General features: G+C 37.8%; 1 protein-coding gene. It reads left to right on the top strand.

Annotated elements, in window-relative coordinates; genetic code table 11:
- A partial coding sequence (locus I6E26_RS11110; protein WP_235321926.1) for an Rpn family recombination-promoting nuclease/putative transposase occupies positions 1–442 on the top strand: 442 nt, incomplete at both ends.

Raw genomic sequence — 442 nt, 5'->3', positions numbered from 1 at the left:
ATACATGAACAGGAGAGGGATGTAGCTAAATATTGGACGGATAAGAATTGTTATATTCGTCTAGCCCTGCTGGGAGTTGAGAATCAGCTTGCTATAGATATGGATATGCCATTGCGGGTGATTGGTTATGATGGCAGCTCCTATCGGGATGAAATGAATCAGGATGAAATAGTCATTGATGAAGCTACAGGCAAAAAGCATAAAATCCGACAGGAGCGTTATCCAGTTGTAACTATTGTGCTATATTTTGGCAAAGTACCTTGGAAGAAGCCATTGAGATTGTATGATGTATTGAAAATATCTGATGAATTGAAGCCATTTGTTAATGACTACAAAATCAATCTGATTGATGTGCCAAGGCTCACAGGTGAGCAGGTAGAAAAATTTACCAGTGATTTTCAGATTATTGCAGACTATTTTGTACAGCTTAGTAAAAATAAGG

Origin of the sequence: Anaerovibrio lipolyticus, assembly GCF_021531495.1 — a bacterium.
Classification (GTDB): Bacteria; Bacillota; Negativicutes; order Selenomonadales; family Selenomonadaceae; genus Anaerovibrio.
The sequence above is the reverse complement of the archived record's forward strand: the minus strand, read 5'-3'. Positions and strand labels throughout refer to the sequence as shown.